Annotated in this window: 22 protein-coding genes; 13 read left to right on the top strand and 9 right to left on the bottom strand. The window is 59.5% G+C overall.

The features are described 5' to 3' along the window. Positions 1 to 702: 702 nt before the first annotated feature. Positions 703 to 1,455, bottom strand: coding sequence for a UDP-2,3-diacylglucosamine diphosphatase (lpxH, locus tag BLU63_RS31915; RefSeq protein ID WP_077748731.1), 753 nt, complete (start codon positions 1,453 to 1,455; stop codon positions 703 to 705). Then, positions 1,452 to 1,958 carry a peptidylprolyl isomerase gene (locus BLU63_RS31910; protein WP_077748732.1) on the bottom strand — a complete coding sequence of 169 codons (507 nt, stop codon included), beginning with the start codon at positions 1,956 to 1,958 and terminating at the stop codon, positions 1,452 to 1,454. The genes lpxH and BLU63_RS31910 overlap by 4 nt, the downstream gene beginning before the upstream one ends. Positions 1,959 to 2,218: 260 nt before the next feature. On the opposite strand from BLU63_RS31910, the gene BLU63_RS31905 reads away from it, so the two are divergent. Both BLU63_RS31905 and cysS read left to right on the top strand, forming a co-directional pair. Continuing rightward, entirely contained in the window at positions 2,219 to 3,916 is a 1,698-nt protein-coding gene (locus BLU63_RS31905) for a glutamine--tRNA ligase/YqeY domain fusion protein (RefSeq protein WP_010458817.1), read from the top strand. Between the two features lie 15 nt (positions 3,917 to 3,931). After that, positions 3,932 to 5,314 (top strand): cysteine--tRNA ligase, encoded by a 1,383-nt coding sequence (cysS, locus tag BLU63_RS31900; protein ID WP_010458820.1) that lies wholly within the window; start codon positions 3,932 to 3,934, stop codon positions 5,312 to 5,314. A gap of 216 nt (positions 5,315 to 5,530) precedes the next feature. On the opposite strand, the gene BLU63_RS31895 is transcribed toward cysS, so the two are convergent. Continuing rightward, positions 5,531 to 7,378 (bottom strand): sigma-54-dependent Fis family transcriptional regulator, encoded by a 1,848-nt coding sequence (locus BLU63_RS31895; RefSeq protein WP_083377174.1) that lies wholly within the window; start codon positions 7,376 to 7,378, stop codon positions 5,531 to 5,533. A 375-nt stretch (positions 7,379 to 7,753) separates the two neighbouring features. Here BLU63_RS31895 and BLU63_RS31890 point away from each other — a divergent pair, with 375 nt between their 5' ends. From BLU63_RS31890 to BLU63_RS31865, 6 genes are read left to right on the top strand one after another with little or no spacing between them, the layout of a single operon-like run. After that, positions 7,754 to 8,848: an ABC transporter ATP-binding protein gene (locus tag BLU63_RS31890; RefSeq protein ID WP_010458822.1), complete on the top strand. Its 1,095-nt coding sequence runs from the start codon at positions 7,754 to 7,756 to the stop codon at positions 8,846 to 8,848. After that, positions 8,848 to 9,945 carry an ABC transporter ATP-binding protein gene (locus BLU63_RS31885; protein ID WP_077748734.1) on the top strand — a complete coding sequence of 366 codons (1,098 nt, stop codon included), beginning with the start codon at positions 8,848 to 8,850 and terminating at the stop codon, positions 9,943 to 9,945. Before BLU63_RS31890 ends, BLU63_RS31885 begins: the two co-directional genes overlap by 1 nt. Next, the gene (locus tag BLU63_RS31880) at positions 9,942 to 10,808 is read left to right on the top strand and encodes a carbohydrate ABC transporter permease (RefSeq protein ID WP_010458824.1); all 867 of its coding nucleotides are present in this window, start codon (positions 9,942 to 9,944) and stop codon (positions 10,806 to 10,808) included. Before BLU63_RS31885 ends, BLU63_RS31880 begins: the two co-directional genes overlap by 4 nt. 8 nt (positions 10,809 to 10,816) lie before the next feature. Beyond that, positions 10,817 to 11,617 (top strand): carbohydrate ABC transporter permease, encoded by an 801-nt coding sequence (locus tag BLU63_RS31875; protein WP_010458825.1) that lies wholly within the window; start codon positions 10,817 to 10,819, stop codon positions 11,615 to 11,617. A gap of 10 nt (positions 11,618 to 11,627) precedes the next feature. Further along, positions 11,628 to 11,900, top strand: a complete 273-nt coding sequence (locus BLU63_RS31870) for a DUF2160 domain-containing protein (RefSeq protein WP_010458826.1) — start codon at positions 11,628 to 11,630, stop codon at positions 11,898 to 11,900. A 48-nt stretch (positions 11,901 to 11,948) separates the two neighbouring features. Beyond that, a complete protein-coding gene (locus tag BLU63_RS31865) occupies positions 11,949 to 13,691 on the top strand; it encodes an ABC transporter substrate-binding protein (protein ID WP_010458827.1) in 1,743 nt (580 codons plus the stop codon). A gap of 126 nt (positions 13,692 to 13,817) precedes the next feature. Here BLU63_RS31865 and BLU63_RS31860 read toward each other — a convergent pair whose 3' ends face one another. Together BLU63_RS31860 and BLU63_RS31855 are read right to left on the bottom strand one after the other, a co-directional pair. Next, positions 13,818 to 15,227, bottom strand: a complete 1,410-nt coding sequence (locus tag BLU63_RS31860) for a heavy metal sensor histidine kinase (RefSeq protein ID WP_083377173.1) — start codon at positions 15,225 to 15,227, stop codon at positions 13,818 to 13,820. Next, the gene (locus BLU63_RS31855) at positions 15,224 to 15,898 is read right to left on the bottom strand and encodes a heavy metal response regulator transcription factor (protein ID WP_010458829.1); all 675 of its coding nucleotides are present in this window, start codon (positions 15,896 to 15,898) and stop codon (positions 15,224 to 15,226) included. The genes BLU63_RS31860 and BLU63_RS31855 overlap by 4 nt, the downstream gene beginning before the upstream one ends. 410 nt (positions 15,899 to 16,308) lie before the next feature. On the opposite strand from BLU63_RS31855, the gene BLU63_RS31850 reads away from it, so the two are divergent. The 5 genes from BLU63_RS31850 (at position 16,309) to BLU63_RS31830 (ending at position 22,844) form a co-directional block, all read left to right on the top strand. Then, on the top strand, positions 16,309 to 17,556 hold the full coding sequence (locus tag BLU63_RS31850; RefSeq protein ID WP_083377172.1) for a TolC family protein: 1,248 nt from the start codon (positions 16,309 to 16,311) through the stop codon (positions 17,554 to 17,556). A gap of 49 nt (positions 17,557 to 17,605) precedes the next feature. Then, positions 17,606 to 18,799 (top strand): efflux RND transporter periplasmic adaptor subunit, encoded by a 1,194-nt coding sequence (locus tag BLU63_RS31845; RefSeq protein ID WP_083377171.1) that lies wholly within the window; start codon positions 17,606 to 17,608, stop codon positions 18,797 to 18,799. Positions 18,800 to 18,840: 41 nt separating this feature from the next. After that, positions 18,841 to 21,996: a CusA/CzcA family heavy metal efflux RND transporter gene (locus BLU63_RS31840; RefSeq protein ID WP_083377170.1), complete on the top strand. Its 3,156-nt coding sequence runs from the start codon at positions 18,841 to 18,843 to the stop codon at positions 21,994 to 21,996. 235 nt (positions 21,997 to 22,231) lie between these two features. After that, positions 22,232 to 22,432, top strand: a complete 201-nt coding sequence (locus BLU63_RS31835; RefSeq protein ID WP_010458836.1) for a co-regulatory protein PtrA N-terminal domain-containing protein — start codon at positions 22,232 to 22,234, stop codon at positions 22,430 to 22,432. 79 nt (positions 22,433 to 22,511) lie between these two features. Continuing rightward, the gene (locus BLU63_RS31830; protein ID WP_077748809.1) at positions 22,512 to 22,844 is read left to right on the top strand and encodes a DUF2790 domain-containing protein; all 333 of its coding nucleotides are present in this window, start codon (positions 22,512 to 22,514) and stop codon (positions 22,842 to 22,844) included. A 168-nt stretch (positions 22,845 to 23,012) separates the two neighbouring features. Here the strand turns inward: BLU63_RS31830 and BLU63_RS31825 are convergent, their stop codons facing one another. The 4 genes from BLU63_RS31825 to nuoN form a co-directional block, all read right to left on the bottom strand. Then, a complete protein-coding gene (locus tag BLU63_RS31825; protein ID WP_077748738.1) occupies positions 23,013 to 24,338 on the bottom strand; it encodes an OprD family porin in 1,326 nt (441 codons plus the stop codon). A gap of 174 nt (positions 24,339 to 24,512) precedes the next feature. Beyond that, positions 24,513 to 24,827 (bottom strand): helix-turn-helix domain-containing protein, encoded by a 315-nt coding sequence (locus BLU63_RS31820; protein ID WP_010458842.1) that lies wholly within the window; start codon positions 24,825 to 24,827, stop codon positions 24,513 to 24,515. Then, on the bottom strand, positions 24,817 to 25,167 hold the full coding sequence (locus tag BLU63_RS31815) for a type II toxin-antitoxin system RelE/ParE family toxin (RefSeq protein ID WP_083377329.1): 351 nt from the start codon (positions 25,165 to 25,167) through the stop codon (positions 24,817 to 24,819). Before BLU63_RS31815 ends, BLU63_RS31820 begins: the two co-directional genes overlap by 11 nt. 288 nt (positions 25,168 to 25,455) lie before the next feature. Continuing rightward, a complete protein-coding gene (gene nuoN, locus BLU63_RS31810; protein WP_010458846.1) occupies positions 25,456 to 26,919 on the bottom strand; it encodes an NADH-quinone oxidoreductase subunit NuoN in 1,464 nt (487 codons plus the stop codon). Positions 26,920 to 26,926 lie beyond the last annotated feature (7 nt).

Below are 26,926 nucleotides of genomic sequence, written 5' to 3'. Positions count from 1 at the left end.
CCGGGTATTGTCGGCGACACAGGATTTACGTCTCATGAAGATCAAAAATGTGGGAGCGAGCCTGCTCGCGATAGCGTCCTGTCAGTCAACATCTATCTCAACTGACACACCGCCATCGCGAGCAGGCTCGCTCCCACAGGGTATGGTCGGCGACACAGAATTTGCGTCTCATGAAGATCAAAAAAGTGGGAGTGAGCCTGCTCGCGAAAGCGTCCTGTCAGTCAACATCTATATCAACTGACACACCGCCTTCGCGAGCAGGCTCGCTCCCACAGGGTATGGTCGGCGACACAGAGTTTGCGTCTCATGAAGATCAAAAATGTGGGAGCGAGCCTGCTCGCGAAAGCGTCCTGTCAGTCAACATCTATCTCAACTGACACACCGCCTTCGCGAGCAGGCTCACTCCCACAGGGTATTGTCGGCGACACATAATTTGCGTCTCATGAAGATCAAAAATGTGGGAGCGAGCCTGCTCGCGAAAGCGTCCTGTCAGTCAACATCTATCTCAACTGACACACCGCCATCGCGAGCAGGCTCGCTCCCACAGGGTATTGTCGGCGACACAGGATTTGCGTCTCATGAAGATCAAAAATGTAGGAGTGAGCCTGCTCGCGATAGCGTCCTCTCAGTCAACATCTATCTCAGCTGACACACCGCCTTCGCGAGCAGGCTCGCTCCCACAATGGGGTCTGTGGTGGCCTTTTAGTTCGTGGGGGCTGCGAGTTGTGGCGGTGGGGCGAAGTCGAAGGGGGCGAGGGCAAACCCTTGCTCATCCACTTGCAACGCCCAGCCCTGACGGTCCCAATCCCCCAGCACAATGCGCTTGGCCGCTTGCTCGCCAATCTGCAACTTGTGGATGGCCGGGCGATGGGTGTGCCCATGGATCAAGGTTTTTACGCCAAATTCCTGCATGATCCGCGGCACTTCGTCCGGCGTGACATCGACGATGTCATTGGCCTTCATCCGCGTCTGGGCCCGGCTTTCACTGCGCAGTTTGCGCGCCAGTTTATGCCGCGTGCGCAACGGCAGGTGCCGCAGGATGAACAGGGTGATCGGATTGCGCAGGTAGCGACGCAGCTTCATATAAGCTTCGTCGCGGGTGCAGAGGCTGTCGCCGTGCATCAAAAGCACCGGCTCGCCGTTGAACTGCACGACACTCGGGTCCTTCAGCAACGTGCAGCCGGCCTGTTTGCAGAAGGCCTGGCCGAGCATGAAGTCGCGATTGCCGTGCATCAGAAATATGGCCGTGCCGCTGTCGCTAAGGGTGCGCAGGGCCTGGCAGATGGAACGCTGGAACGGCGTCATGGCATCGTCGCCAATCCACGCCTCGAAAAAGTCGCCCAGAATGTACAACGCACTCGCCGAGCGGGCGCGTCCGGCGAGCAAATCCAGAAACGCCCGGGTGATGTCCGGGCGCTCCTCTTCCAGATGCAAGTCTGAAATCAGCAGTATCACGCTTCGATGATCTCGGCTTTCTCGATGATCACGTCTTCTGCTGGCACGTCCTGGTGGCCGGATTTCATGGTGGTGGAAACACCTTTGATCTTGTCGACAACGTCGGTGCCTTCAACGACTTTGGCGAATACCGCGTAGCCCCAGCCCTGAGTGGTCTTGGCGCTGTGGTTCAGGAAGCTGTTGTCAGCCACGTTGATGAAGAACTGGGCGGATGCCGAATGCGGCTCCATGGTGCGGGCCATGGCGACGGTGTACTTGTCGTTCGGCAGGCCGTTGTCGGCTTCGTTCTGGATGCTTGGGCGCTTGTCTTTCTTTTCTTTCATGCCTGGCTCGAAACCGCCGCCCTGGATCATGAAGTTACCGATGACGCGGTGGAAAACGGTATTTTCGTAGTGACCGGCTTTGACGTACTCGATGAAGTTGGCAACGGTCAGCGGTGCCTTTTCAGCGTTCAGTTCCAGGACGATGTCGCCATGGTTGGTGGTCAGTTTGACTTTGGTCATGATTACTACTCATTCAATGAATTCGTGGGTTTCGGGGCATTTAAGCCCTCAACCGGTCCGGCCAATGTCGGCCAAGGTGCGCAGTTTAGCGTGCCGGGCGCGAATTTCGAGGCTGTTTTTCATTTGCATCCGATTAAATGCACCCGTTTTCGGGCCTGCTCTGTCAGCGACTTGACGGCATCGGCTATGATAAGCCCCTTTGTTTTAACAGCCGCTTTGATTTGGCCAACTGGCCGCGCACTTGTACGTTCAAGGATCCTATGAGCAAGCCCACTGTCGACCCTACCTCGAATTCCAAGACCGGCCCTGCCGTGCCGGTCAATTTCCTGCGCCCGATCATCCAGGCGGACCTGGACTCGGGTAAGCACACGCAGATCGTCACCCGTTTCCCGCCTGAGCCCAACGGCTACCTGCACATCGGTCACGCCAAGTCGATTTGCGTGAACTTCGGCCTGGCCCAGGAATTTGGCGGCGTCACGCACCTGCGTTTCGACGACACCAACCCGGCCAAGGAAGACCAGGAATACATCGACGCGATCGAAAGCGACGTCAAATGGCTGGGCTTTGAATGGTCCGGCGAAGTGCGCTATGCCTCGCAGTATTTCGACCAGTTGCACGACTGGGCCGTCGAGCTGATCAAGGCCGGCAAGGCCTACGTCGACGATCTGAGCCCTGAACAGGCCAAGGAATACCGCGGCACCCTGACCGAACCGGGCAAGAACAGCCCGTTCCGTGATCGCTCCGTGGAAGAAAACCTCGACTGGTTCGCCCGCATGCGTGCCGGCGAATTCCCGGACGGCGCACGCGTGCTGCGGGCCAAGATCGACATGGCCTCGCCGAACATGAACCTGCGCGACCCGATCATGTACCGCATCCGTCACGCCCATCACCACCAGACCGGCGACAAGTGGTGCATCTACCCGAACTATGACTTCACCCATGGTCAGTCGGACGCCATCGAAGGCATCACTCACTCGATCTGCACCCTGGAGTTCGAAAGCCACCGTCCGCTGTACGAGTGGTTCCTCGAGAACCTGCCGGTCCCGGCAAAACCGCGCCAGTACGAGTTCAGCCGTCTGAACCTGAACTACACCATCACCAGCAAGCGCAAGCTCAAGCAACTGGTCGATGAAAAGCACGTCTTCGGTTGGGACGATCCGCGCATGTCCACGCTGTCGGGCTTCCGTCGTCGTGGCTACACGCCGAAATCGATCCGCAACTTCTGCGAAATGGTCGGCACCAACCGTTCCGACGGCGTGGTCGACTTCGGCATGCTCGAATTCAGCATCCGTGACGACCTCGACCACAGCGCCCCGCGCGCCATGTGCGTGTTGCGTCCGCTGAAAGTCGTGATCACCAACTACCCGGAAGGCCAGGTCGAGAACCTCGAACTGCCGTGCCACCCGAAAGAAGACATGGGCATGCGCGTCCTGCCGTTCGCCCGTGAGATCTACATCGACCGTGAAGACTTCATGGAAGAGCCGCCGAAAGGCTACAAGCGCCTGGAGCCGAACGGCGAAGTGCGTCTGCGCGGCAGCTACGTGATCCGCGCCGACGAAGCGATCAAGGACGCCGAGGGCAACATCGTCGAACTGCGTTGCTCCTACGACCCGGAAACATTGGGCAAGAACCCTGAAGGCCGCAAGGTCAAAGGCGTGGTGCACTGGGTGCCGGCCGCGGCCAGCGTCGAGTGCGAAGTGCGTCTGTACGATCGCCTGTTCCGCTCTGCGAACCCTGAGAAGGCCGAAGACAGCGCCAGTTTCCTGGACAACATCAACCCTGACTCGCTGCAAGTCCTCACCGGTTGTCGTGCTGAACCCTCGCTGGGCAATGCACAGCCGGAAGACCGTTTCCAGTTCGAGCGCGAAGGTTACTTCTGCGCGGATATCAAGGACTCGAAACCAGGTGCTCCGGTATTCAACCGTACCGTGACCTTGCGTGATTCGTGGGGCCAGTGATTCAAGGAAACTAAAGTGCTTACGATCTACAACACGCTCACCAAGAGCAAAGAAGTCTTCAAGCCGCTGGATGGCAACAATGTGCGCATGTACGTCTGCGGGATGACCGTGTACGACTACTGCCACATTGGCCATGGCCGCAGCATGGTCGCGTTCGACCTGGTGACCCGCTGGTTGCGGTTCAGCGGTTATAACCTGACGTATGTGCGCAACATCACCGACATTGAAGACAAGATCATCAATCGGGCCAAGGAGAACGGCGAACCGTTCGACGTGCTGACCGAACGCATGATCACCGCGATGCATGAGGACGAGGCGCGCCTCAATATCCTCAAGCCGGACATGGAGCCGCGGGCCACCGATCACATCGCTGGCATGCAGACCATGATCCAGACCCTGATCGACAAGGGTTACGCCTACGCTCCGGGCAATGGCGACGTGTATTACCGCGTCGCCAAGTTCATGGGCTACGGCAAGCTGTCGCGCAAAAAAATCGAAGACCTGCGCATCGGCGCGCGGATCGAAGTCGACGAGTCCAAGCAGGACCCGCTGGACTTCGTGCTGTGGAAAGGCGCCAAGCCGGGCGAGCCGAGCTGGCCTTCGCCGTGGGGCGACGGGCGTCCGGGCTGGCACATTGAGTGCTCGGTGATGTCGACCTGCTGCCTCGGCGAGACCTTCGACATTCATGGCGGCGGCAGCGACCTCGAATTCCCGCACCACGAAAACGAAATCGCCCAGAGCGAAGCGGCCACCGGCAAGACCTACGCCAACGCGTGGATGCATTGCGGCATGATTCGCATCAATGGCGAGAAGATGTCCAAGTCCTTGAACAACTTCTTCACCATTCGCGACGTGCTGGAAAAGTACCACCCGGAAGTCGTGCGTTACCTGCTGGTGTCGAGCCACTACCGCAGCGCGATCAACTATTCGGAAGACAACCTCAAGGACGCCAAAGGCGCACTCGAGCGTTTCTACCATGCGTTGAAAGGCCTGCCGAGCGTGGCGCCAGCTGGCGGTGAAGCCTTCGTCGAGCGTTTCACCCAGGTGATGAACGACGACTTCGGCACGCCGGAAGCCTGCGCGGTGCTGTTCGAGATGGTTCGCGAGATCAACCGTCTGCGCGAGAGCGATCTCAATGCGGCGGCAGGTTTGGCGGCGCGCTTGAAGGAACTGGCCAGCGTGCTGGGCGTGCTGCAGCTTGAGGCCGATGACTTCTTGCAGGCCGGCGCTGAAGGGCGCGTGGATGCGGCTGAGGTTGATGCGCTGATTCAGGCGCGTTTGACTGCCCGTGCCAACAAGGACTGGGCTGAGTCCGACCGTATCCGCGACCAGTTGACCGCGATGGGCGTGGTGCTGGAAGACGGGAAGGGCGGCACGACCTGGCGGTTGGCTGACTGACTGCTTCGAATGCCGCAAAACAAAACCCGCCTTGTGCGGGTTTTTGTTTTTGGGCAGTCCGCGAGGTTATGTGGTGTTTGATCTGGCGCCTTCGCGGGCAAGCCTCGCTCCTACAAGGTCGCGTCGTACACAATATTGGCGAACGACGCGCCCCTGTAGGAGCGAGGCTTGCCCGCGAAGGGTCTCCAGCCGGCCCCAGCCACGACTGCTCACTCGTCAATCAGCCTGGCGCAACCGCTTGTAAAGAGTATTGCGGCTAACGCCAAGACGCCGGGCGAGGTGCGAGATATTCCCCCCAGCCGCCTGCAACAACCGGTTCAAATCCTCGGCATCATTCAAATCCACCGCCAGCGGTTCCGGCGAATCCACCGGCTCCATCTCCAGATCGACAAAAAAATCATCCGGCAAATGCTCCGGCCGCACCGGTTGTTCTTCGGCCATGGCCAGCGCCACCTGCATCACGCTGCTGACCTGCCTTAAATTCCCCGGCCACGGATGACGGCCGAACAACTCCATCACCTCACGGCTCAACCCGGCCCACTGCGATGGCTCGCGATGCTGTTCCCACAAGCGCTTGAACAGCGCCTGTTTGTCGGTGCGTTCCCGTAACGGCGGCAATTCCAGGGTCAAACCGCCGATTCGGTAATAAAGGTCCTCGCGAAACCGCCCGAGCTGCACTTGCTCGCGCAACGAACGGTTGGTCGCGGAAATGATGCGGATGTCCACCGGGAACAACTCGCTGCTGCCCACCGGTTGCACGCACCGTTCCTGCAAGACCCTTAGAAGGCGAGCTTGTGTCGGCAATGGCATGTCACCGATTTCATCAAGGAACAGGGTGCCTTTGTCGGCCTTGCGGATCAGTCCGATGCTGCCTTTCTGATTGGCGCCGGTGAATGCGCCTTTCTCGTAGCCAAACAGCTCGGACTCCACCAGTTCGGCGGGGATCGCTGCACAGTTGACGGCAATGAACGGTTGTTTGCTTCGCGAACTGGCCTGATGCAGCGCTTTGACGAAGACCTCCTTGCCGACCCCGGTTTCACCGTGGATCAATAGCGGAATATCTTTTTCCAGCAAGCGCTCGGCCTGGCGCACGGCTTTTTCCACGCGACTGTCGCCGAAATGCAAGGTGCTGAGGCTGATTGTGGCGGGCATGGTCGCCGCCGGTTGCGCGCTCTTGGCCTCAGAAAACAGTCGAGCCTGAATCGACACCTGTTTCGGCCGCTTCAACAGGCATTGAAAACGGTTGCGCCCGGAGGCTTGCAACGCAAAAGGCAGGCCTTCCGGCTGGTTCAGCAACTCCAGCAACGACACCTTGAACAGGCTTTCGACACTGACCCGTGACAGGCTGATCCCCAGCAGATTGTCTGCCCGGCGGTTAGCCGACAGCACCTGGCCGGTTTCATCGAAGATCAGCAAACCGGCCCATTGGCTGTCGAGGTTGTTCAGCCCGGTGTTGAAGGTCAGTTGAAAATGCTGGCCGTGAAAGAGGTTGAGGATCAGCCGGTTTTCCACGGTCTGGCTCATCATCTTGACCATGCCAAGGGTGTGGGACGGCGGCAGGTAGCTGTCGCTGGACACGTCCAGCACCGCGATTACCTTGCGCTCGGCATCGAAAATCGGCGCGGCGGAACCGGTCATGAAGCGGTTGGCCTTGAGGAAATGCTCATCGTGCTCGATGTGCACGGCCTGCTCGCAGGCGAGGGCGGTGCCGATGGCGTTGGTGCCGCTGCAACGCTCCATCCAACTGGCCCCGGCGCTAAAGCCGCGGGTCAGGCTCGGCTCGATGAAGCGCTGGGTGCCCCAGGACGTCAGCACTTGGCCCTGATTGTCGGCGAGCATGATCAGGCAGTTGGAATTGCTCAGGATGTTTTCGTAATACGGCAGGACTTCCTGGTGCGTGGTCTGCACCAGCGAATGCTGGCTTTCCAGCAACTGGGCGATGCCATCGGCAGGCAACTGATCGAACGCCGGTGCGCTTTGATGATTGAGGCCGAACGCGCGGCAACGGGACCAGGAGTCCTGGATGATGGTGTCGTGGGACAAAACGGGGGCAGGTGCGGCCATGACAGTCAGCCTCTGAATAACGCTTTTATTGTTGTTATAGGTATTCCCTTGTGGGAGCGAGCCTGCTCGCGATAGCGGTGGGTCAGTCAATACTGATGTCGAATGATCCACCGCTATCGCGAGCAGGCTCGCTCCCACAGGTTTTTGCTCGCGGGAAGGCAAAAAGCATCCGTAGAGTGTTGTTCACTATTGTTCATTGTCAACGGCTGGATTGTTCAATTGTTCAGTCGCCGTTGTTCATTTCTGTTCAGCAACGAACGTTGATTTGTCATCACTTCAAACATTTTCAAAGCAGATCAATAGGTTGCATTTTCTGGCATGAAACTCGCTCTACAGCCTGGGTCGCTTGACTCCAAATAATAAAAAGGCCGAGCCATGTCATTAACCCTGGAGCACGTCAGCCGTACCGTCGAGGGCCAGACCTGGATCGACGATGCGTGCCTGAGTTTCGAACCCGGATCCTTCAACGTTTTGCTCGGGCGCACGCTGTCCGGCAAGACCAGTCTGATGCGCCTGATGGCGGGCCTGGACAAGCCCGACAGCGGCCGGATCCTGATGAACGGTGTCGATGTCACACAACGCCCGGTGCGTTTGCGCAACGTGTCGATGGTCTATCAGCAGTTCATCAACTACCCGACCATGACCGTCTTCGACAACATCGCTTCGCCATTGCGCCAGGGCGGTGTCTCCAACGAGTTGATCCAGAGCAAAGTGCTGGAAACCGCGAAGATGCTGCGCATCGAGAAATTCCTCAAGCGCTATCCGCTGGAGCTTTCTGGCGGCCAACAGCAGCGCACCGCGATGGCCCGGGCGTTGGTCAAGGATGCCGAGCTGATTCTGTTCGACGAGCCGCTGGTGAACCTCGACTACAAGTTGCGCGAAGAACTGCGCCAGGAAATGCGCGAGCTGTTCAAGGCCCGGCACACCATCGCCATCTACGCCACCACCGAACCCAACGAAGCACTGGCATTGGGCGGCACCACCACCATTCTTCACGAAGGCCGGGTGGTCCAGAGCGGTAAATCCTCCGAGGTCTATCACCAGCCAAAAACCGTGCTGGCTGCCGAATTGTTCTCCGAGCCGCCGATCAACCTGATGCCGGGACGGATTGCCGGTAACGAAGTGAGCTTCGCCAATTTTGTGCACTTCCCGTTGAACGTCGATTTGCGCCCGGTGGGCGAGGGCGAGTTCCGTTTTGGCGTGCGCCCAAGCCATATCTCACTGGTGCCGAGCAACGACGATGACCTCGAACTCGCGGTGACCGTCGAGGTCGCCGAGATCAGCGGCTCGGAAACCTTCCTGCACGTGCGCAACGAGCATTTCCTGCTGGTGCTGCACTTGCCCGGCGTCCACGAATACGACGTCGACGCGCCGATCCGCATCTATATCCCGACCCATAAACTGTTTGTATTCGATGCGCAGGGGCGGCTGGTCCAGGCGCCCGGTCGCCGCATCGCGAGGGTTGCCTGATGGCCGAAATCCGTTTGCAGAACCTCGCCCACAGCTACACCAGCACGCCGACCGGCCCCGAGGATTACGCGATCCGCGAGATGGACCACGTCTGGGAACAGGGCGGTGCTTATGCCTTGCTCGGGCCTTCGGGCTGCGGCAAGTCGACGCTGCTCAACATCATTTCCGGGTTGCTCAGCCCGTCCCAGGGCCAAGTGCTGTTCGACAGCAAAGTGGTCAATGACCTGACTCCCGAAAAGCGCAACATCGCCCAGGTTTTCCAGTTTCCGGTGGTCTACGACACCATGACGGTGTTCGACAACCTGGCGTTTCCGCTGCGCAATCAGGGCATGGCCGAGGCGAAAATTCACAGCAAGGTGCAGGAAATTGCCGAGGTCCTTGACCTCCAGGCGCTGCTGAGCAAAAAGGCGCGCAACCTCACCGCCGACGAAAAACAGAAAGTCTCGATGGGCCGTGGACTGGTCCGCGACGACGTTTCGGCCATCCTCTTTGATGAACCGCTGACGGTGATTGACCCGCACCTGAAGTGGAAACTGCGGCGCAAGCTCAAGCAGATCCACGAGCAGTTCAACATCACCATGGTCTACGTCACCCACGATCAACTCGAAGCGTCGACATTCGCCGACAAGATCGCGGTGATGTACGGCGGCCAGATCGTGCAATTCGGCACCCCGCGCGAATTGTTCGAGCGGCCGACCCACACCTTTGTCGGCTATTTCATTGGCAGCCCGGGGATGAACCTGATCGAGGTGCAGCCACAACCGGGCGGCGTCGGTTTTGCTTCGACGCATCTGCCTTTATCCGACGCACAACAGAAACGCATCGCCGAGTCCGAGTGGAAAACCCTGAAGGTCGGCATCCGTCCGGAGTTCGTGCACGTGTGGGACGAGCCGTTCGATGACGCGATGCAGGCACAAGTCGTACACGTCGAAGACCTCGGCACCTACAAGATCATGACCCTGAACCTCGACGGTGCGCCGTTGAAAGTGCGCCTGGCCGAAGACAAACCGGTACCGGAAGGCACGGCCTGGATCAGCTTCCCGGCGCAGTGGTTGATGGTCTATGCGGACGATTACCTTCTGGAGGTGCAGCCATGAACAAGGTGCAGAACAACAAGGCCTGGTGGCTGGTCCTGCCGGTGTTTCTGCTGGTGGCGTTCAGTGCGGTGATCCCTATGATGACCGTGGTCAACTACTCGGTGCAGGACATCTTCGACCAGTCCAGCCGCTACTTCGTCGGTGCCGACTGGTACAAACAGGTGTTGCTCGACCCACGGCTGCACGACTCGCTGCTGCGCCAGTTCATCTATTCCGGCTGCGTGCTGCTGATCGAAATCCCGCTGGGCATCGCCATCGCCCTGACCATGCCGACCAAGGGCCGCTGGTCATCGCTGGTGCTGATCATTCTGGCGATTCCGCTGCTGATTCCGTGGAACGTGGTCGGCACCATCTGGCAGATTTTCGGTCGGGCCGACATCGGTCTGCTCGGTGCCAGCCTCAAGGCCATGGGCATCAACTACAACTATGCGGCCAATACCATGGACGCCTGGGTCACGGTGCTGGTGATGGACGTCTGGCACTGGACGTCGCTGGTGGCGCTGTTGTGCTTTTCCGGTTTGCGGGCCATTCCGGACGTGTACTACCAGGCGGCGCGGATTGATCGGGCCTCGGCCTGGGCAGTTTTCCGACATATCCAGTTGCCCAAGCTCAAGAGCGTGCTATTGATCGCCGTGATGCTGCGGTTCATGGACAGTTTCATGATTTACACCGAGCCCTTCGTCCTCACGGGCGGTGGTCCGGGGAATGCCACGACCTTCCTGAGTCAGACGTTGACCCAGATGGCCGTAGGGCAATTCGACCTCGGCCCGGCGGCGGCTTTCTCGCTGGTGTACTTCCTGATCATCCTGTTGGTGTCCTGGCTGTTCTACACCGCCATGACTCACTCTGACGCCAACCGCTGAGGTCCGCCATGAGCAAGAGAAAGCTTATTCCGTTGCTGATCTACATCCTGTTCCTGCTGGTGCCGATCTACTGGCTGCTGAACATGTCCTTCAAGAGCAACACTGAAATCCTCGGCGGTCTGACGCTGTTTCCGCAGGATTTCACCTTCGCCAACTACAAGGTGATCTTCACCGATCCGAGCTGGTACAACGGCTACCTCAACTCGCTGTACTACGTGAGCCTGAACACGATCATTTCCCTGAGCGTGGCGTTGCCAGCGGCTTACGCGTTCTCGCGCTACCGCTTTCTCGGTGACAAGCACCTGTTTTTCTGGCTGCTGACCAACCGCATGGCGCCGCCGGCGGTGTTCCTGTTGCCGTTCTTCCAGCTGTATTCCTCGATTGGTCTGTTCGACACGCACATCGCCGTGGCGCTGGCTCATTGCCTGTTCAACGTGCCGTTGGCGGTCTGGATTCTGGAAGGCTTCATGTCCGGCGTTCCGAAAGAAATCGACGAGACCGCCTACATTGACGGCTACAGTTTCCCCAAGTTCTTCGTGAAGATTTTCGTCCCGCTGATTGGTTCCGGGATCGGCGTCACGGCGTTCTTCTGCTTTATGTTTTCCTGGGTCGAACTGCTGCTGGCGCGAACGCTGACATCGGTGAATGCCAAGCCGATCGCGGCGGTGATGACTCGCACGGTCTCGGCGTCGGGCATCGACTGGGGCGTGCTGGCAGCGGCGGGGGTGTTGACCATCCTGCCGGGCATGCTGGTGATCTGGTTTGTTCGCAACCACGTGGCCAAGGGCTTTGCCCTGGGCCGGGTCTGAGGAGCTGATGATGGAATGGATGAGCTGGACGGTCCCCACTGCGGCGTTCTTCATTGTCATTGGCCTGATTCTGACGGGCATGACGACCTGGGAATTACGTTCGCCGAGTGTCCCTCGGCGTGGTTTCTTGCCGATTGCCACCACCCGTGGCGATCGGCTGTTTATCGGTCTTCTCGGCAGCGCCTACCTGCATTTGCTGGTAATCGGCGTCACCGACTGGAGCATCTGGGTTGCGTTCGCGTTGTCCCTGGTGTGGCTGTTGGCTGTGATGCGTTGGGGCTAGTCGAAATCGATCGGCAATGTTGCTCCGAAAACCAAACAGGAGGTCTCTATGTTCGACAAAAACAATAAGCTGCGACATAGCATTTCATTGGCAGCCATGCTGGCACTCAGCGGTCTGAGCGCTTCGGCCTGGGCCGATGCCTACGAAGACGCCGCGAAGAAATGGATTGGCAGCGAGTTCAAGCCGTCCACCCTTACGCCAGAGCAGCAGCTCGAAGAGCTGAAGTGGTTCATCAAGGCCGCCGAGCCGTTTCGCGGGATGAGCATCAAGGTGGTTTCGGAAACCATCGCGACCCACGAATATGAATCCAAAACCCTGGCCAAGGCCTTCACCGAAATCACCGGGATCAAGCTGACCCACGACTTGCTGCAAGAAGGCGACGTGGTGGAAAAGCTGCAAACCCAGATGCAGTCGGACAAAAACATCTATGACGGTTGGGTCAACGACTCGGACCTGATCGGTACGCACTTTCGCTACGGCAAGACCGAATCGATCACCGACCTGATGGCCAACGAAGGCAAGAACTTCACCTCGCCGACCCTGGACCTCAAGGACTTTATCGGCATTTCGTTCACCACTGCACCGGACGGCAAGATCTATCAATTGCCTGACCAACAGTTCGCCAACCTGTACTGGTTTCGCGCCGACTGGTTCGAGCGGGCGGATTTGAAAGCGAAATTCAAAGAAAAATACGGTTATGAACTGGGCGTTCCGGTGAACTGGTCGGCCTATGAAGACATCGCCAAGTTCTTCAGCGAAGACGTCAAGGAAATCGACGGCAAGCGCGTCTACGGTCACATGGACTACGGCAAGAAAGACCCGTCCCTCGGCTGGCGCTTTACCGATGCCTGGTTCTCCATGGCCGGTGCCGGCGACAAAGGCATTCCCAATGGCTTGCCGGTGGACGAGTGGGGCATCCGCGTCGAGGATTGCCACCCGGTCGGTTCCAGCGTGACCCGTGGTGGCGACACCAACGGCCCGGCGGCGGTCTACGCGACGCAGAAATACGTCGACTGGCTCAAGGCCTACGCGCCACCGGAAGCAGCGGGCATGACCTTCTCCGAATCCGGCCCGGTGCCGTCCCAAGGCAACATCGCCCAACAGATCTTCTGGTACACCGCGTTCACCGCCGACATGACCAAACCGGGCCTGCCGGTGATGAACGCCGACGGCACGCCGAAATGGCGCATGGCGCCATCGCCACGCGGACCGTACTGGGAAGAGGGCATGAAGCTCGGTTATCAGGACGTGGGTTCGTGGACGTTCATGAAGTCCACGCCTGAGAAGCAGAAACTGGCGGCCTGGCTTTATGCGCAATTCGTCACGTCGAAAACCGTGTCGTTGAAGAAAACCATTATCGGCCTGACGCCGATTCGTGAGTCGGACATCAACTCGCAAGCCATGACCGACCTGGCACCGAAACTCGGCGGTCTGGTCGAGTTCTATCGCAGCCCGGCCCGCGTGCAATGGACCCCGACCGGGACCAACGTGCCGGACTATCCACGTCTGGCTCAACTGTGGTGGAGCCACATCGCGGAAGCGGCCAGCGGCGAGAAGACTCCGCAACAGGCGCTGGATGGCCTGGCCAAGGATCAGGACGCGATCATGGCGCGTCTGGAACGCTCGAAGGCTCAAGCCACCTGCGCACCGAAAATGAACCCGGAGCGCGATGCTCAATACTGGTTCGATCAGCCGGGTGCACCGAAGCCGAAACTGGCGAACGAGAAGCCCAAGGGTGAAACCGTGAGTTATGCCGAACTGCTGAAATCGTGGGAGGCGGCGCGTAAATAAATAGCTCGATCGTGTGAAGCAGAACGGCACCGAGAGGTGCCGTTTTCTTTAGCGTCTGATCCATTGCCATCGCGAGCAGGCTCACGCCCACAATGAGATGCGGTGTTCACAGCCTGTGTGACCGGCTCAGCGCTCCACCCCGTCAACCGCAGGAAATCCCAACCGAAACACCGTCATCGCACCCGGCAAGCTCTTCACCTCGGCCACACCCTGATGAAGGCTCATGATCGACCGCACTATCGCCAACCCCAGCCCGGTGCTGCCTTGTGAACGCGAGCGGCTGCTATCGACTCGGTAGAACCGATCAAACAGGTGCGGCAGATGCTGTGCCTCAATCCCCACGCCCGGGTTGCTGACCAGCAACGAAACCTGGGTCGCGCCGCGCTCAATCAGCAGCGTCACGGTTTTCCCGACCGGGCAGTGGCGTAGCGCGTTGGACAGCAAGTTCGAGATCGCGCGTTGAATCATCAACCGGTCACCCATCACCCGCGCACGGCCGACCACGTTCAAATGGATCTGCTTGTCCTGCGCCGACAGGAAGAACATCTCGGCGACTTTCCAGGCTTCTTCTTCCAGGGCAACCGACTCGAACGGCACGAGTGCCGACGGGTGACTGACCTGTGCCAGAAACAGCATGTCCGAGACGATCCGCGCCACGCGCTCCAGTTCTTCAGTGCAGCACACCAGCACATCCTTGTACTCATCCACGCTGCGTTCGCGAGACAACGTCACCTGCGCCTTGCCCATCAAATTGTTGATCGGCGTGCGCAGCTCATGCGCCAGATCATCGGAAAACTGTGACAGCTGCTGCACACCGGTATCGAGGCGATGCAGCATGAAGTTGATGCCCTGCGCCAACTCACTCAGCTCCTGGGGCATATTCACCACCGACAGCCGATGATCCAGATCCTGAGTCGAGACCATCGCCGCCACTTTGCGAAACTCGCGCATCGGCGCCAGACCACGCTGCACCGCACCCCAGGCACTCAGTCCGATAAAGATCAGCAGCAACGGCAAGGCAATCAGGGTCGAGCGCAGGTAGGCGCTGAGCAAGGCCTCATTGTGAGCGTTGTCCATCGATAACAGCACCGGGACACGGGTGCCGTCCTTGAGGCTGATCAGCCTGGACGCCGTGAGGAATTTCGCCCCCTCGGCGTCAGTGCTGGTGGCGTAGGCCAACTCGTCGCTGACGGCCCGCACCACCTTCAATTCAAGTCGTGGATCGGCCATGCCGGTGCCGGACTTGAGCAGTTGCGTGCGCAGGTTGCTGCGGTCGTAAATCGTTAGTGTGAGGTTGTCATGGCCCATGACCTGATCGAGCAGAATGTGCGGTTTCGCACTGATTTCGCCGGTGTCGGTGTACAGCGACAGGCTGTGTTCGACCTGCTCCATCTTCTTCTCCAGACCGTCCCTGGATAACGCGTTCAGCTCATGGGTCAGTGCGAAATACGCCAGGATCGCCAGGGACACCACCAGCAGCGCGCCGAGAATACTGACCGTCAGCCCCAGCCGCATCGACAGGCTGGCCGGCTTCATTCCCGCGACTCCAGCACGTAACCGACACCGCGCAGGGTGTGGATCAACTTGTTGTCGAACGGGTCATCGATCTTTGCCCGCAAACGCCTGATCGACACTTCGACCACGTTGGTGTCGCAGTCGAAGTTCATGTCCCACACCAGCGAAATGATCTGCGTGCGTGTCAGCACCTCGCCGGACTGGCGCATCAACAGATGCAGCAGGGCGAACTCCTTGGTGGTCAGGTCGATGCGTTGCTTGCCACGAAACGCACGATGACGGCAGGGGTCGAGTTCCAGATCGGCGACTTTCAGTACCTGTGGCAGCGGGATGTTCTCGCTGCGGCGCATCAGGGTGCGCACCCGTGCGAGAAGTTCGGGAAACTCGAACGGCTTGACCAGATAATCATCCGCACCCAGATCGAGGCCACGAATCTTGTCCGCCAGACGCCCGCGCGCCGTGAGCATCATCACCCGGGTGGAGTGAGTGCGGCGCAGTTGTTCCAGTACGTCCCAGCCGTCCAGTTCCGGCAGATTCACGTCGAGAATAATCAGGTCATAGGCCTGCTGTTGCGCCAGATGCAATCCATCCGCGCCGGTGGCCGCGTGGTCAACGATATAACCACTTTCGGTCAAACCCTGATGCAAGTATTCGGCAGTTTTAAGCTCGTCCTCGACGACAAGGATTCGCATGATCTATCACCACTTTTATTTAAGGGATATTTAATTAAGTTGAGCGGGAAGTTGTTGTTTTGGTAAAGGGTCCGAATGAGTTTCGATCACTGAATGGCGGATACGGTAAAGGCTGTAGTGGCTACAGGGTCAACGTCCGAGGCCTTTAAATCGGCGGTCTGCGACAGCCTGTCGCAGCAAGAATGCGTCAATAGCCATGTATTGCATCCAGCAAGTGCTGTTCGGCAGATAAGTGCCGAGTATTTGTTTCCATACATTGCGACAAAGCCCTGGTGCACTTCGCATCCTAGAACAAAACAACTTCAGCCAACCGTGGATAACGGATTTGTAATGCTCCTGTCACCTTGTCGATAAGTTCAAAACCCTACCGTGGCGGCATCAAAGATTCTTGAATAAAGGAAGACTTCCAATTGCCCGGTTTAACACACCTGACGGCGCGGTCACGCCTGAAAAAAACAGCCAGCAGCATTCTGTTGTTGGCCAGTACAAGCCTTGCGGGGGCATCGACCCTGACCCTGGATCAGGCCCTGCAAACAGCCTTTGCCGGCAACCCGGATCTGGCCGCGGCCCAATGGGAAATTGGCATCGCCGAGGGTGAGCGCAAACAGGCCGGACTGATCCCCAATCCCGAATTGTCGTGGGAAGCCGAGGACACCCGCCGCGATTCGCGCACCACCACCGTGATGCTCAGCCAGCCGATTGAGCTGGGTGGCAAGCGCGGTGCGCGGATCGATGTCGCCAGCCGCGCCCAGGACGCCGCCGGGATCGAACTGGAGCGCAAACGCAATGCCTTGCGCGCCGATGTGATTCAGGCGTTCAACCGTGCGCAAACCGCGCAGCAAAGACTGCAACTGTCCCGCCAGTCGCTGCAACTGGCCGAGGATGGCTTGCGCGTGGCCAATGGGCGAATCGAGGCGGGCAAGTCGTCGCCGGTCGAAGGCACGCGGGCGCATGTGCAACGCTCGGAAGTACGCCTGGAACTGAGCCGCGCCGAGCGCGATCAGACCAACGCTTATCAACAACTGGCGCAGGTCATGGGCGCACCGTTGCCGACCTCGGCCACCGTACAGACCGCCACGCAAAACCTGCCGACAGTGCCGCCGCCGACCCGTTTGCTTGAGCGTCTCGACGAGACCGCCGAGCTGCGCCTGGCCAAGCTCCAGATCAGCCAGCGCGAAGCGTCGCTGGGGCTGGAAAAGTCCCTGCGCATCCCCGACCTGACCGTGAGCATCGGCAGCCAATACAGCGAAACCGAGCGTGAGCGGGTCAACGTCGTCGGCCTGTCGATGCCGATTCCCCTGTTCAACCGCAATCAGGGCAACGTGCTGGCGGCGGCACGCCGCACCGATCAGGCGCGGGATCTGCGCAACGCCACCGAACTGCGCTTGCGCACCGAAATCCAGACCACCCTTGAGCAGTGGCAGACCGCCAACGGCGAAGTCCAGGCGTTCAATCAGACCATTCTGCCCGCCGCACAAAATGCGGTTGAGAGCGCCACGCGCGGCTTCGAAATGGGCAAGTTCGGTTTTCTCGACGTGCTCGATGCCCAGCGCACTCTGATCAGCGCCCGCAGCCAATACATCCAGGCCGTCAGCGAGGCGACAGACGCTCGCGTGCGCATCGAACGGATCTTCGGCGACCTCGTCGTCAACCCTTGAATTTCACCCTTTTGATCACTGCGCGACGGTACGGCGCAGAGGAGTTTCCATGGATAAAAAACTGATGGGTGTCGTGGTGGCGACGTTGGTGCTGGGCATGGGTATCGGTTCGATGTGGGCGGGCAAGGCACCGCTTGAGGCCCACGCCGATGAAGCGGCCGAACACGCGGATCACGCTGAAGAAAACGCGGCAGCCGAGGGCGAGCATGGCGAAGAAGGGCGCATCAAGTTGAGTGCCGAACAGATTGCGGCGGCGGGTATTGAACTGGCCGAAGCGCGGGCGCAGAGCATCAGTTCCGGCCTGTCGTTCCCGGGCGAAGTGCGCTTTGACGAGGATCGCACCGCCCACGTTGTGCCGCGGGTTCCCGGGGTGGTCGAGTCGGTGGCGGTCAACCTCGGGCAGCCGGTGAAAAAGGGCCAGTTGCTGGCGGTGATCGCCAGTCAGCAGATTTCCGATCAGCGTAGCGAACAGGCGGCCGCGCAACGTCGTTTAGCCTTGGCCCGCACCACCTATGAGCGCGAGAAAAAGCTATGGGAAGACAAGATCTCCGCCGAGCAGGACGTGTTGCAGGCAAAACAGGCGTTGGAAGAAGCCGAAATCGCCGTGAACAACGCCCGACAGAAAATCAGCGTGCTCAGCGGGAGCGTGGTCGCCACCGGCGGCAATCGCTATGAACTGCGCGCGCCGTTCGACGGGATGGTGGTGGAAAAACACCTGGCACCGGGTGAGGTGGTCGATGAAACCACGGCGGCCTTCACGCTCTCGGATCTGTCGCGGGTCTGGGTGACGTTCGGCGTTTCGCCCAAGGATCTGAACAAGGTGCAAGTGGGCAAAGCCGTCACCGTCAGCGCGCCGGAACTCAACGCCGAGGTCACTGGCACGGTGGCCTATGTTGGCAGCCTGCTCGGCGAACAGACCCGCACGGCCACCGTACGTGTGACCCTGGAGAATCCGCAGGGTTCGTGGCGTCCGGGGTTGTTCGTCACGGCGCGTGTAGCGACCGACAGCCGTCAGGCCAGGGTCACCGTGCCGGAAGCCGCTATCCAGACCGTCGAGGACAAACCCACGGTGTTCTTGCGCACCGACGATGGCTTCAAGGCGCAGGCGGTGGAGTTGGGCAGCCGCGCGGCCGGTTTGGTGGAAGTCACTCAAGGGCTGGACGCCGGTGTGCAAGTCGCCAGCGCCGGCAGCTTCGTTCTCAAATCGGAACTGGGCAAAGCCTCGGCCGAGCACAGTCATTAAAAAGCGCGCTGAAGACGCCCATTAATCCGTGGAAGGTTCTCATGTTCGAACGCCTGATCCAGTTTGCCATCGAGCAGCGCATTATCGTGCTGCTCGCCGTTCTGCTCATGGCCGGCCTCGGGATCGCCAGTTATCAAAAACTGCCGATCGACGCCGTGCCCGACATCACCAATGTCCAGGTGCAAATCAACACCGGCGCCGCCGGGTTCTCGCCGCTGGAAACCGAGCAGCGCATCACCTTCCCGATTGAAACCGCCATGGCCGGTCTGCCGGCGCTGGAACAGACCCGTTCGCTGTCGCGTTCGGGGCTGTCGCAAGTCACGGTGATTTTCAAGGACGGTACCGACCTGTTCTTCGCCCGGCAATTGGTCAACGAGCGGTTGCAGATCGCCAAGGAGCAATTGCCCGAGGGCACCGAAGCGGTGATGGGGCCGATTTCCACCGGCCTCGGCGAAATTTTCCTGTGGACCGTGGAAGCCAGAGACGGTGCGCTCAAGGATGACGGTAGCGCCTACACACCGACGGATCTGCGGGTGATTCAGGACTGGATCATCAAGCCGCAACTGCGCAACGTCCCTGGTGTGGCCGAGATCAACACCATCGGCGGCTTTGCCAAGGAATACCAGATCGCTCCCGATCTGAAACGGCTGGCGGCGTACAAGCTGACCCTCACCGACCTGATCACGGCGCTTGAGCGTAATAACGCCAACGTCGGCGCCGGGTACATCGAGCGCAGCGGTGAGCAGTTGCTGATTCGTGCGCCGGGACAAGTGGCGAGCACCGAGGACATCGCCAATATCGTCATGGCCAACGTCGATGGCACGCCGATTCGGGTGAAGAACGTCGCCACCGTGGACATCGGCCGCGAGCTGCGCAGCGGCGCGGCCACGGAGAACGGCCGTGAAGTGGTGCTCGGCACCGTGTTCATGCTGATCGGCGAAAACAGCCGCACCGTGTCCCAGGCCGTCGCCAGCAAGCTGGAACAGATCAACCGATCGCTGCCCAAAGGCGTGATCGCGGTGCCGGTGTACGACCGCACGCACCTCGTGGACAAAGCCATCGCTACCGTGAAAAAGAACCTGATTGAAGGTGCGATTCTGGTGATCGCAATTCTGTTCCTGTTCCTGGGCAACATCCGTGCGGCATTGATTACCGCGATGGTGATTCCGCTGTCGATGCTGTTCACTTTCACCGGCATGTTCAGCAACAAGGTCAGCGCCAACCTGATGAGCCTGGGGGCCCTCGACTTCGGCATCATCGTCGACGGCGCGGTGGTGATTGTCGAAAACACCCTGCGACGGCTGGCCCATGCGCAGCAGCATCACGGACGATTGCTGACCCGTTCCGAGCGCTTCCATGAAGTGTTTGCGGCGGCCAAAGAGGCGCGGAGACCGCTGATATTCGGTCAGTTGATCATCATGGTCGTGTACCTGCCGATCTTCGCCTTGAGCGGCGTCGAAGGGAAAATGTTCCACCCGATGGCGTTCACGGTGGTGATCGCGTTGCTCGGCGCCATGCTGCTGTCGGTGACCTTTGTGCCGGCGGCGATTGCGTTGTTTGTCACCGGCAAGGTCAAGGAAGAAGAGGGCATCGTGATGCGCGGTGCGCGCCGGGTGTATGCGCCGGCGCTGGCGTGGGTGATGAACCATCGCGCCGTGGCGGTGGGCGCAGCGCTGGGTGTGATCGTGCTCAGCGGCGTGCTGACCAGCCGCATGGGCAGCGAGTTTGTGCCGAGCCTCAGTGAAGGTGATTTCGCCCTGCAAGCCTTACGTGTGCCGGGCACCAGCCTCACGCAATCGGTGGACATGCAGCAGCGTCTGGAGACGTTGATCCTCAACAAAGTGCCGGAAGTCGAGCGGGTGTTCGCCCGCACCGGCACCGCGGAAATCGCCTCCGACCCGATGCCGCCGAACATCTCCGACAGCTACGTGATGCTCAAGCCAAAAGAGCAATGGCCGGACCCGGGCAAGTCTCGCGAAACCCTGATGGCGGAACTGCAACAGGCCGCTGCGACGTTGCCGGGCAGCAACTATGAACTGTCGCAGCCGATCCAGTTGCGCTTCAACGAATTGATCTCCGGTGTGCGCAGCGACGTCGCGGTCAAAGTGTTCGGCGATGACATGGACGTGCTCAACGCCACGGCAGCGAAGATTGCCGCCGCGATGCAGAAGGTCAACGGTGCGTCCGAGGTCAAGGTCGAACAAACCACCGGGCTGCCGGTGCTGACCATCAACATCGACCGCGACAAGGCAGCGCGTTACGGGCTCAACATTGGCGATGTGCAGGACACCATTGCCGTCGCGGTGGGTGGGCGTCAGGCCGGCACGCTGTATGAGGGCGACCGACGGTTCGACATGGTGGTGCGATTGTCCGATGCCATGCGCAAGGACATCGACGGTTTGTCGGCGCTGTTGATTCCGGTGCCGGCACCGCTCAATGCCGCGGCCGATCAGATTGGTTTTATTGCCTTGAAGGAAGTCGCCAGCCTTGATCTGGTGCTGGGACCCAATCAGGTCAGCCGTGAGAACGGCAAGCGCCTGGTGATCGTCAGCGCCAACGTGCGCGGGCGCGATATCGGTTCGTTCGTCGCAGAGGCGGGCGAGGTGATCGAGCGAGAGGTGCAGGTGCCCGCGGGTTACTGGACAAGTTGGGGCGGGCAGTTCGAGCAACTGCAATCGGCGGCCAAGCGCCTGCGGATCGTGGTGCCGGTGGCGTTGCTGCTGGTGTTCGGGTTGCTGTTCATGATGTTCAACAACCTCAAGGATGGCTTGCTGGTGTTCACCGGGATTCCGTTTGCGTTGACCGGCGGGGTCATGGCGCTGTGGTTGCGGGATATTCCGTTGTCGATCTCGGCGGGGGTGGGCTTCATCGCGCTGTCGGGGGTCGCGGTGCTTAACGGGCTGGTGATGATCGCGTTCATCCGCAACCTGCGGGAGGAGGGGCGTTCACTGTCTGATGCGATCAACGTTGGAGCGCTGACACGTTTGCGCCCGGTGTTGATGACGGCGCTGGTGGCGTCCCTGGGCTTTATTCCGATGGCCCTGGCGACCGGTACTGGCGCGGAAGTGCAGCGACCGCTCGCAACCGTAGTGATCGGTGGAATCCTGTCCTCCACCATCCTGACGTTGCTGATCTTGCCGGCGTTGTATCAGCTCGCCCATCGCCGCGATGAGGACACGATCCCCACCCAACCGTGAACACAAACCCTGTGGCGAGGGAGCTTGCTCCCGCTGGACTGCGCAGCAGGCCCCGCTTTTCAGATGAAGAGCGGGGGCCGCTTCGCGCCCCAGCGGGAGCAAGCTCCCTCGCCACAGTTCTTTCTCAGGCCTGACCTGCCTACCCCACATAACGGATATGTAATTTGTGCGCCACCGTCACGAAAGGTTCGGATTGTTACCTTGATTCCGTCAGCTACCAAACGAGGAATCAAACATGAAATTTGCACACATCAGTACCTTTGCAGCAGCGTTGGCGATGTCTTCTCTGGCCTTGGCCGAAGGCGGCGGTGACCGAACGTTCCAACGCATGATGACTGCCAATGACCGATCCGTAGAGCTGTTCGTCGCAAAGGAAAAGGCGCGCGACCCGGTCGTCGTCAATGAAAAGAAAGACGACAACACCAACGACTTGTAAGCGCATCGCACTTGAACAGGCCTGTCATCGAGTCCCGATGCCGGGCTTTTTTTTGAGCCAGGATTGGAAGGGAGTGGATATGAAAGTACTTCAGTTGATGACGTTCGCCGGCATGCTGGCGATGTCCCTGAATGTGTTTGCCGAGGGGGGTGGTGACCGGACGTTCGAGCGGGCGCTGAGTGCTAACACCAAAGCCATGGAGCAGTACGCGGCCAACCAGGGAAAACCGGCGCCGCAGGTCAAGGACTACGAATACGGAATGAAGCTGGACGTGGCTAAAGTGGTCAGCGTTGTGCGTCCGCAAGTGGCTTGCGCTGTGGTGCCTGCCGCCATGACCTATGAAGACTCGAAAGGCCAACTCAACACCATCAGATACACCGTGGCGGGGGATTGCCGCAATCGCGGCAGCTGACACCGCCCTGATGGCCAGGGCCGGATTCCCTGCAGGCGCTGCCGAACCTTCGGCAACGCCTGCAGGTTTTACTCAGGCATAAAAAAGGCGCCCCGAAGGACGCCAAAGATTCACCTCTTACCAAAGGAGCAAGGAGCTTCTAAAGGTGAATGTGTATCAGCCGCTTGATCAGAGAATCGCCAACGGGTACTCGACAATCACCCGCACTTCATTCAAATCCGATTCAAATGCCGTGGCGCGCGTCGTGGCCTGGCGCAAACGCAGCGACAGGTCTTTCATCGAACCACTCTGCACCACGTATTTGACTTCGACGTCACGTTCCCAGCGCTTCTGGTCGGTCAGTGGATTGCCGTCAGCATCGCGGCGCATGTACACGGCGTTGGCGTTGGTGTAATCGGCGTCGGTGCCTCGGGCGTAACGAGTCATGAACGAGAGCCCCGGTACGCCGTAAGTAGTCATGTCGAGGTCGTAGCGCGCCATCCACGAACGTTCCTTGGGCGAGTTGAAGTCGTTGTACTGGATGGAGTTGTCGAGGAAGATCGAGTCGGATTGACGCAGGTAATCGAAGTCGTCGTTGCCGTTGTTGCGCTGGTGTGAAAGCGCAACGGAGTGCGCGCCGAGTTTCACGCCGACCCGGCCGCTCCAGATGTTGTTGTCGAACTTGCCGAGCAGTTGTTTGCCTTCGTCGACCGCCTTGTAATAGTTCAGGCCGCCAAACAGTGACAGGTCATCCGATAGCGGATAGGTCCAGGCAGTGCCGGCGTAGTACTGATTCCAGGCATCCTTGAGGCGGCTGGAGTACAGGCTGAAGCTGAGGTTCTTGTTCAGTGCATAGTCGCCGCCACCGTAAGCGATCCATGGCGAATTGACCGGGCCGGCATAAAACGTGGCGAAGTTCTCGCGCATATCGCTGGACACGGGTTGGCTCATCGCATGCAGCCGACCGCCCTGAACCGACAGACCCTCGAGGCTGGTGTTGACCGCCGTCACACCGCGAAAGCTCTCCGGCAGCAATCGCGAGTCACCTGCCGCCACCACCGGGTTGGCCGGGAACACGTCACCGACCTTGACCACCGTATCGAAGGCTCGCACTTTGGCGGCTCCACCGACCTTGGTGTACTCGTCCCGCGCCTCGCCATCACTGTTGACGGGCAGCACATCAAACGAACTACGGCCACCGTTGCGCCCGTCACCGGTGTCGAGCTTCAAGCCGATCATCGCAAACGCATCGACACCGACGCCGACAGTGCCTTGGGTAAACCCGGATTCGAACTTGCTGATCACTGCATGGGCCCAGGTTTCTGAATAACCATTGCCGGTGGGGCTGGACTGGCCATTGCGGTGATCACGGTTGAAGTAGAAATTACGGTTGAGCACCGTCAGGCTGCTGCCCTCGATAAACCCTTCGGCTTTATCATCCGCCATTACCATGGACGGTCCGGAGCCGACCACCACCGCTAAAGCGGCCATCGACATTTTTGTATTGTTAACCATCAATCACTCCTTGGGTTCGGCAGACGGGAACGTGCTTCGGCGTGGGTTTTATTGTTCGGCGGAGAAGGCCCGCCGGCATGGTCGCCGGGTGACATCGTTGCAAGCTGCGGATAACGCCAAGGTGATGGGGGAATTACAATTTCGTTATGTGGCTGGAGTAACAGCCCTGAGCATTCAGGTCAGGGCTGCGAGCTGTTCGATTGTCTGCGGAAAGCGTTCAACCAGACGTATCAGGGTCGTGGCTTGGGCATTGGGTATTGCCCGTCCCTGTTCCCAGTTCTCAAGGGTTCGGGTGTTGGTGCGCAGATACATGGCGAACACTGGCCGGGAGAGGTTGAGCTGTTGGCGTATGGCAACCACTTCCTCGGCCGTGATGGGCATCAGTTTTGGCAGCTGGACCTTGTGGGTGCGCAGAGTGATCTTGCCTTGGCGCTCTTCGGCCAGCGCTTCGAGGCCATCCATCAGTTCGGAAAAAATGTCACGTTTCATAGTGGGATCTCGTGTTGATTTCTCTATCTAGCGCTTGTCTGAAAATGTTTTTCTGGGAGGGCGACAGGTCGTCTTGCTCGTTTTTGCTATACACGGTGAACAGCCAGAATTGATCGAAGCCTGACCACCCGTAATAAATCACCCGCAATCCGCCGCGCTTGCCCTTGCCTCGTCGTTGATCGCAGAAGCGGATTTTGCGCAGCCCACCGGTGCCCTCAATGAGATCGCCCGCTTCTGGATTCTTCAGCAACTCCAGTTGAAAGCTGCGAAACAGATCGTCATCCAGGTACTCGTCTCGATGTTTCTGGAACATACGTAATTCGATGAAAAGAGCATCCATGTTCTGTACGCTACCTACGTATAGTTTTGTCTCGATAAACGAATAGGTCAAGGCATTGAAGCCATCCTTTTCATTCCCGTTTTCAACGGTAGACCCCGGTTGTAAAAACACCTGTAGGACGAATCGACCCGTGCGGTGAGAGCGTTCGATAAAAGAGAGGGGATACTTCGCAGTGGGACTGACCTCTGAGGCGGTGCATAAAACGATGCCTGAACATCACGATCCCACAAACGCAAAAACGGCACCCGAAGGTGCCGTTTCTGTTTTCTACCGAGTGTCGCTATGCGATCAGCCCGCCAGACCCGCCTGCTGAACCAGGGTCAGCAATGGCTGCGGGTAGACGCCGAGGAAGAATGCCACCAGAGCGATGGCCAGCAGCATCACGCCGCCTGCACGTTGTTCCCAGTGCAGTTGCGCATCGTGGCGGCGCAGGTTCGGTTCGATCAGGTACAAGGTGACCATGACGCGCAGGTAGTAGAAGACGCCGATGGCGCTGCCCAGTACCAGGGAACCGACCAGCCACCATTGGTGCGACTCGACACCGGTGGCGATGATGTAGAACTTGCCGATGAAGCCCGCGGTGAGCGGGATACCGGCCAGGGACAGCATCATCACGGTCATGACGGCGGTCAGGTACGGACGGCGCCAGAACAGGCCGCGGTATTCGTACAGGGCATCGGCGTCACGGCCGTTGTACGGCGAGGACATCAGCGTGATCACGCCGAACGCGCCGAGGCTGGTGATGACGTAGGTGACCAGGTACACGCCGATGGCTTCCACGGCCAGACCCTTGCTTGCCACCAAGGCAATCAGCAGGTAACCGAAGTGAGCGATGGACGAGTAACCCAGCAGACGCTTGAGGTTGCTCTGGGTCAGTGCCAGCAGGTTACCGAACAGGATCGACGCAATGGCGATGATGGTCAGCACGTCGCTCAGCACACCGCTGCTTGCCGCCGGGGAGATCTGGAACAGACGCACCATCACCGCGAACACAGCCACTTTGGATGCGGTCGCCAGGAACGCCGCCACCGGTGCCGGAGCACCTTCGTAGACGTCCGGGGTCCAGAGGTGGAACGGAACCAGCGACAGTTTGAACGCCAGACCGATCAGCATCATGCCCAGGCCCAGTTGTGCCAGCGAGCTTGGCAGGCCGGTGGCCGCGAGGGCCTGGCCGATACCGACGAAGCTCAGGCTGCCGGAGTCGGCGTAGAGCAGGGCCATGCCGAACAACAGGAACGCCGAACCGGCCGCCGACAGCACCATGTACTTGATACCGGCTTCCAGCGAGCGCTTGTTGAAGAAGGCATAAGCCACCAGACCGTAGACCGGCACCGAAAGCAGTTCCAGACCGATGAACAACCCGGCCAGGTGCTGCGCGCTGACCAGGACCAGGCCACCGGCGGCGGCCATCAGGATCAGCAGGTAAAGTTCTTCACGGTTGCCCGGGTAACCCGAACCGCCATCGCCAAGGTAGGCGTGGGCGAGGGTTACACAGGCGAGGGTGGCGACCAGGATCAGCGCCATGTACAGGCAAGCGAAGGTGTCGATCTGCAGCAACGGAGTCACGGCCAGGGGCGCGACTTTCAGGGCTGGCAGGATCGACAGCAACGCCAGGTTCAGACCCGCCACGGAGATCAGGAAGGTCTGTGAGTGGTTGCGGCGCCAGGCGATTGCCAGCATCACCACGATGATCGTGGCGCTGGTGATCAACAACGGCGCAAGCGCAATAAAGTGTTGAGTCGTGAATTCCATAGCGCTC

It is taken from the genome of Pseudomonas mandelii, assembly GCF_900106065.1.
GTDB classification, from domain to species: domain Bacteria; phylum Pseudomonadota; class Gammaproteobacteria; order Pseudomonadales; family Pseudomonadaceae; genus Aquipseudomonas; species Aquipseudomonas mandelii.
This window is presented reverse-complemented; position numbering and strand designations above follow the sequence as displayed.

Bases quoted from the DNA above. Each gene is read 5' to 3' on its own strand.
- BLU63_RS31880 (WP_010458824.1), top strand. From the start codon at position 9,942: ATGAACAAGGTGCAGAACAACAAGGCCTGGTGGCTGGTCCTGCCGGTG.
- BLU63_RS31835 (WP_010458836.1), top strand. From the start codon at position 22,232: ATGAAATTTGCACACATCAGTACCTTTGCAGCAGCGTTGGCGATGTCT.
- BLU63_RS31830 (WP_077748809.1), top strand. From the start codon at position 22,512: ATGAAAGTACTTCAGTTGATGACGTTCGCCGGCATGCTGGCGATGTCC.
- BLU63_RS31825 (WP_077748738.1), bottom strand. From the start codon at position 24,338: ATGGTTAACAATACAAAAATGTCGATGGCCGCTTTAGCGGTGGTGGTC.
- BLU63_RS31820 (WP_010458842.1), bottom strand. From the start codon at position 24,827: ATGAAACGTGACATTTTTTCCGAACTGATGGATGGCCTCGAAGCGCTG.
- BLU63_RS31815 (WP_083377329.1), bottom strand. From the start codon at position 25,167: ATGGATGCTCTTTTCATCGAATTACGTATGTTCCAGAAACATCGAGAC.
- BLU63_RS31855 (WP_010458829.1), bottom strand. From the start codon at position 15,898: ATGCGAATCCTTGTCGTCGAGGACGAGCTTAAAACTGCCGAATACTTG.
- BLU63_RS31875 (WP_010458825.1), top strand. From the start codon at position 10,817: ATGAGCAAGAGAAAGCTTATTCCGTTGCTGATCTACATCCTGTTCCTG.
- BLU63_RS31865 (WP_010458827.1), top strand. From the start codon at position 11,949: ATGTTCGACAAAAACAATAAGCTGCGACATAGCATTTCATTGGCAGCC.
- BLU63_RS31905 (WP_010458817.1), top strand. From the start codon at position 2,219: ATGAGCAAGCCCACTGTCGACCCTACCTCGAATTCCAAGACCGGCCCT.
- BLU63_RS31840 (WP_083377170.1), top strand. From the start codon at position 18,841: ATGTTCGAACGCCTGATCCAGTTTGCCATCGAGCAGCGCATTATCGTG.
- BLU63_RS31890 (WP_010458822.1), top strand. From the start codon at position 7,754: ATGTCATTAACCCTGGAGCACGTCAGCCGTACCGTCGAGGGCCAGACC.
- BLU63_RS31910 (WP_077748732.1), bottom strand. From the start codon at position 1,958: ATGACCAAAGTCAAACTGACCACCAACCATGGCGACATCGTCCTGGAA.
- nuoN (WP_010458846.1), bottom strand. From the start codon at position 26,919: ATGGAATTCACGACTCAACACTTTATTGCGCTTGCGCCGTTGTTGATC.
- BLU63_RS31845 (WP_083377171.1), top strand. From the start codon at position 17,606: ATGGATAAAAAACTGATGGGTGTCGTGGTGGCGACGTTGGTGCTGGGC.
- BLU63_RS31885 (WP_077748734.1), top strand. From the start codon at position 8,848: ATGGCCGAAATCCGTTTGCAGAACCTCGCCCACAGCTACACCAGCACG.
- BLU63_RS31860 (WP_083377173.1), bottom strand. From the start codon at position 15,227: ATGAAGCCGGCCAGCCTGTCGATGCGGCTGGGGCTGACGGTCAGTATT.
- BLU63_RS31895 (WP_083377174.1), bottom strand. From the start codon at position 7,378: ATGGCCGCACCTGCCCCCGTTTTGTCCCACGACACCATCATCCAGGAC.
- BLU63_RS31870 (WP_010458826.1), top strand. From the start codon at position 11,628: ATGGAATGGATGAGCTGGACGGTCCCCACTGCGGCGTTCTTCATTGTC.